1 protein-coding gene is annotated in these 244 nt (G+C 41.4%); it reads right to left on the bottom strand.

Features of this window, described 5'->3' with window-relative positions:
* The coding region (locus AAEY72_RS16005; RefSeq protein ID WP_352311648.1) for a hypothetical protein at positions 1-244 on the bottom strand (244 nt) is incomplete at both ends.

The raw sequence follows: 244 nt of genomic DNA, 5'->3' as shown, positions 1-244 counted from the left end.
CGTCTGTATTACTCACGTGGATCCACCTCACTGTTGCCCACTCGGGTTGAGGAGTTTTTAAAAACTCATCAATATCACTAACCTCTTTGGCTTCTATACGGCTAGCTGAATAATCTATATAACGTATAACAGCATTGTTTGATCTTGTTGGCGCTAAAACACCAGCAACGTATTCAACTTTGGGTGACGGCCCAGAAATAGTGTTATATTTATGTTTTCTCGACTTGCGCACGTTATATAGCCC

The organism is Psychrobacter sp. W2-37-MNA-CIBAN-0211 (assembly GCF_040309405.1).
In the GTDB taxonomy this organism is placed as follows: domain Bacteria; phylum Pseudomonadota; class Gammaproteobacteria; order Pseudomonadales; family Moraxellaceae; genus Psychrobacter; species Psychrobacter glaciei.
The sequence above is the reverse complement of the archived record's forward strand: the minus strand, read 5'-3'. Positions and strand labels throughout refer to the sequence as shown.